The 4,828-nt window shown below is 40.8% G+C and carries 4 protein-coding genes and 1 tRNA gene; 1 reads left to right on the forward strand and 4 read right to left on the reverse strand.

Annotated features, from left to right (window positions below; all coding sequences use genetic code 11):
* Positions 1 to 277: UpxY family transcription antiterminator (locus RM529_RS15840; RefSeq protein ID WP_311485722.1), on the reverse strand; the 277-nt coding region annotated here is incomplete at its 3' end.
* A 232-nt stretch (positions 278 to 509) separates the two neighbouring features.
* Here RM529_RS15840 and RM529_RS15845 point away from each other — a divergent pair.
* Positions 510 to 591: transfer RNA gene (locus RM529_RS15845), tRNA-Leu, on the forward strand.
* 281 nt (positions 592 to 872) lie between these two features.
* Here the strand turns inward: RM529_RS15845 and RM529_RS15850 are convergent.
* The 3 genes from RM529_RS15850 to RM529_RS15860 all read right to left on the reverse strand — a co-directional run.
* Complete coding sequence (locus RM529_RS15850) at positions 873 to 3,275, reverse strand: GumC family protein (RefSeq protein ID WP_311485723.1); 2,403 nt, start codon at positions 3,273 to 3,275, stop codon at positions 873 to 875.
* Positions 3,275 to 4,072, reverse strand: coding sequence for a polysaccharide biosynthesis/export family protein (locus tag RM529_RS15855; RefSeq protein ID WP_311485724.1), 798 nt, complete (start codon positions 4,070 to 4,072; stop codon positions 3,275 to 3,277). The genes RM529_RS15850 and RM529_RS15855 overlap by 1 nt, the downstream gene beginning before the upstream one ends.
* Before the next feature lie 95 nt (positions 4,073 to 4,167).
* On the reverse strand, positions 4,168 to 4,828 hold a 661-nt coding region (locus RM529_RS15860; protein WP_311485725.1), incomplete at its 5' end, for an MraY family glycosyltransferase.

Genomic DNA, 4,828 nt, shown 5'->3' on the forward strand with positions numbered 1-4,828 from the left:
TGGTTTGAATCTCCACATCCCGAACAATTGCAGGCTTCCCTAGCCAATAAAGATAACGAACCACCCCGGGCACCTCAAAAACCTCACTGCGTTCCTTTTCGGCCAGGTAAACGAAAATATAAGATCTAAAGAGAGGAGCCGTAATTTTTTTCTTCCGGTCGCTCCATTGTTTTACCTCTGTAACCGTGGGACAATAAGCCTTAATGTCTTTCTTCTGAAGATTTTCGTAAACTTTTAATTCCCACTTCGGTTTTGTATATAAGACATACCACTGCATAATTGACTAACATTTTTATCCTTCAGCAGTAGGGTGAAGAAGGGGTTTAAAAATTCAACAAGAACAAATCTAGTATAATTTACAGAGAAAAGCACTGGGGTTTTTAATAAGCTTACTTTTTTATAACATGCTAAGAAGGAAGCTCCTAAAAATCAGAAAAATTGATTTAGAAGAATATTTTTTTAAAATTCGCTAATTAAAAGGATTTTTTTTTATTTTTGCCATCCGTTTTGCTCGAGTGGCGGAATTGGTAGACGCGCTGGATTCAAAATCCAGTTTCTTCGGAAGTGCGGGTTCGATTCCCGCCTCGAGTACTTTTAAGGCAACAAATGAAACTAAAACCCCGTAAACTTCACTGTTTACGGGGTTTTTAATTCTATTTGAGGTTAGAAAAGTGGTTGAATTCGGGAGGAGGACCAAAAGGAGGAATTGTTTAATTTAAAGCTGTCCGCGAAAACATGTAAGTCTTCAGAAAAATTTTCTTTACGCAGCCTTTAAGGGTTCAAAACAAAAACACACCTGACTATCTTATTCCTGGGGTGGATGATGGCTATTTAACATGAAATATTTTCCAGAAATCCTGTCGTTTTTGCGCCTACCAAAAAGCTGCTTTGCTCCGGAATTTTCCCCATGCGCTCAACTCCTCTTCCCCGTAATTATAACCGTATTTGTTACCATAACCAAAATATGTAGATTCCACATCGTTCAGCACAAAACTCACGTCGTGCAATTTTCCGTCGTTCTTTGCATCCACAGGAAATTCCAAAAGTTTCTTTTCGGTATATCCGGCCCTTACGAGATATAAAGTTAAGTCTGCATATTGGTTTATTAGGAAGGTATCTGCTACCAGCATAGAGGGCGCCGTATCTACAATTACATAATCGTAATTCGCTTTGACTTCTTCGAACAAGGTTTCTGTTTTCTCATGCCTCCATAATTCCGATGGATTAGGAGGGACACTACCTGAAGATAAAAGATCCAGATTCTCGTGTAGCGTCGACCTTCTAATGAGAGAAAATAAATCCAGCCTATCACTTACCAGAAAATCACTTACCCCCTGCCATTCCTTTGCACCTTGTTCAAAACGCTGTAACTGCGGATTTCTTAAATCGCCTCCCATTATCAGCACCTTTTTACCATTATTGGCAAGGGTCATTGCAAGGTTAAACGCTGTAAAAGTCTTACCTTCTCCCTTAACAGTAGAAGTTACAAATAGACATATGCCTTCTTTTTTATTACCTGCATTTACCAACAGGTATTGTAAATTAGTAACCAGTATCCTAAACGATTCCGCCAGTACAGACCGGTCGTTCTTTTCAATAAGCTCTGTATTTTTACCCTCCAGTTTAGGAACTTCCCCTACCAACGGTATCTCTTTTGTCACCCGTTCCAGGTCTTCCCTGCTCCTTACTTTGTTGTTAAGCAGGTTCCTTACATAAATAAATAAAAATGGAATAAGAAGTCCCAAAATTATAGCGGCAAGTAAGATTATCTTAGGTTTAGGTGAAACAGGACTTGCTGAGCTGTATGCGCGATCTACGATTTTAGCTTTTGGAGCCGTTACTGCCAGCGATAAGGAGTTTTCTTCCCTCTTCTGTAACAGGAAAAGATACAGTGCCTCTTTTATGCTCTGCTGTCGTTCTATGCCCCTGAATTGTCTTTCCTTTGCAGGGACTGCAGATATTTTGTTACCTATGGAAGCCGCCTGCCTGTCCAGATCCTCCTGCGCAATCATTAGATTAGAACGCATGCGCTGCAGGCTTTGTAAAACATTAGCCTTCATCTGGTCAATCTGGCTGTTTAAACGTCTCACTATCGGGTTCTTTTCTGTAGAACCACTCAAGATTCGGTTGCGCTCCAGTACCAGAGTATTATATTCCTGAATTTGCTGATTCACCCCTTCTTCCTGAATCCCGAGGTTCGCAGGTAAAAGATCAGATTTAGTACCAGAATTAAGATAATCTATCATGGCATTGCTTAATTCCAGCTGGGTTCCCACTTCCTGTTGCCTTTTATTATAATCACTGGCGTTTTCAATAAAAAGCGCAGACTCTGCTTCTATGTTAGTAAGCTGGTTGGCCTCTTTAAATTCTTCCTTTCCTGTTTCAACTGAATCCAGCTCCTCATTTATAATCGCCAGTCGCTCATCAATAAACTGTGCTGTATTTCTTGCTACCAGGTTTTTATCTTCTATAGCTTCCCGGTTATATTCCAGTACCAACTGGTCCAGGATATTCCGGGCTTTTGCCTGTACCGGATCTTCAAGACTAAGTTCTATAAGACTGGAATTCTTGTCGGTCAAATTTACCTGGAGCTTTTGTCTGTAATTCTCCACCACACTTCCTATGGTAGAAAACTTTATCAGGACATTTTTAGGAAATTCTTCCTGTGATTCCAGGGAGAAATCTTCATTTTCGGAAATAACCACATCTGCAAAACCTAAATTTACAGGTTCCCCGTATTTTACATTATAACGCTCTTCAGTTTCTGAGTTTTGCAGCACAAGCCCCTCTCCGTCACGTTTTATCCTGAACGATGTCGCCTCATTCTTAAGACTTCTCTCCAAAGCTTTTTCGTTTAACTGAAGTACACTTAGCTGGTAAGGAATATTGAGATATAACTCTGATGATCTTATTTTGTCTTCATTAAAAAACTGAACATTGACATTCAGAGCTTTAATAGTGTTGTTCATCATTCTTCTTGACCTTAAAAGGCCAATCTCGTTTTCTATACTGCTGGTTCCCATTCCACCAATTAATCCCAGATCTGCAAAAGCAGCAAGTTCAGAAGAAGGGGATTTCCCTTCGTCATCTTTTATAATAATGCTTGCAGTAGTATTGTAGGTTGGGGTGGTATAGCGCAGATACAGGAAAGCAGCAACTAAAAAGCAAAAGACCGCTGCACAAAACCAGGGCCAGTAGCGAAGATACTTGCCTAGCTCTTCCCTAAGGTCAATTTCTTCTTCCTGAGGACGATTTGGGGTATACTGTTGAGCCATTATCGGGCGATTAAAACTATTAATGAAACTAATACTGATGCTATAGAAATGTAAACCGACGCATTTCGGTTATAACTGGCCGACTGGCGCTGTGCCGCGTTGGGCTCCACATAAACCACATCGTTTTGTTGTAGGTAATAATAAGGAGAGTTAATAATATCTGCACTGGTAAGATCCAGGTATGCGTGGGTTTTAGTACCGTTTTCTTCCCTCATTACCAGAACATTGTCCCTCCGTCCATAGATACTTAAATCTCCCGCGAGACCAAGGGCTTTGGGTAAACTTAGATATTCGTCCCTCACCTCAAATGTGCCGGGGCGATTTACCTCCCCCAACACACTCACCTGAAAGTTTACCAGGCGTACATTTACAATAGGATCCTGCAGGTATTCGCTGATCTGCCCCTTGAGCTCAGAGGCAAGTTGCTGCCTGTTATAACCTGCAACAGCAACAGTCCCTAAAATAGGAAACTCTATATTTCCTTCACTGTCTACAAGGTATGTTTGCAGTTGTTGTCTTCCGTTTACACTTAAGCCAACTTCCATTCCACCCTGGGGCACTCCTATTACCGGCAGGTTAAAAGGCATGGCAGCCTCCTGCTCTGGAGCAGAAACGCTTATCGTTAAGAGATCATTAGGCTTAATCTGCAGAGTGCTTTTTTGCTGCGTATCTATTTTTGCTTCAGCGGTTTCCAATCCCTGAAAATAAACCACGTCCTTACGTGATACGCAGGAAGCAGTCATTAATAAGAGGCTTATGATCAGTAAAAAAGGCTTTAAAAATTTGGGGGATTTCATTCAGGAAAATTTTGGCGAATATAGTATTTAAGATTTAATTAACAACACCTTACGAAGGTATTGGTCTATAGTTTTAAGAACGAAAATATAGTTTTTCACCCCATAGAATGTCTGGTGGTATGGCGCCTGGCTCTGCGGGCGCTTCTGTTCCTTAATTTAGAAAAAGCAAAAAAGGTTCCTGCATACATACTCACAACCAGGAAGCTCAGCCAAAGATTGGATAGTACATCGCAAAAACTGTAGTAGACAGTGATTACCAGAATATTCAACAAAGCCAGACCCAGACTGGCCTTGGCATGATTAAATCCCAGATCCAGTAAAACATGGTGCGCATGATTACGATCTGCAGAAAAAGGGCTTACCCCGTTTAAAGTACGTAAGATCATTACCCGCAGCGTATCAAAAACCGGAATAAACAGGACACAAGCGATTAGAAGGAGTCGGTTTCCAGGGTTATAACCTTCCTCTACTAAAACAGAGTAAGGCTCCATTACCAGTATTTTAATGCTTAAAAATGCCAGGATAAGACCCACAACCAGCGAACCAGAATCCCCCATAAAAATCTTTCTGCGACCACGTGAGAAATTAAATCGTAAAAATGCAGTAAGCACACCCACCAGACTTACCCCTACCAGCACATAGTATGGATGCCCTGTAAAATAAAAGATAATACTGTAGACAGTGGCAATAAGAATTCCTGTTATTGCTGCGAGGCCATCTATACCATCAATCAGATTATAGGCATTAATAAAAGCT

This window comes from Autumnicola edwardsiae, from assembly GCF_031846505.1.
Lineage (GTDB): Bacteria > Bacteroidota > Bacteroidia > Flavobacteriales > Flavobacteriaceae > Autumnicola > Autumnicola edwardsiae.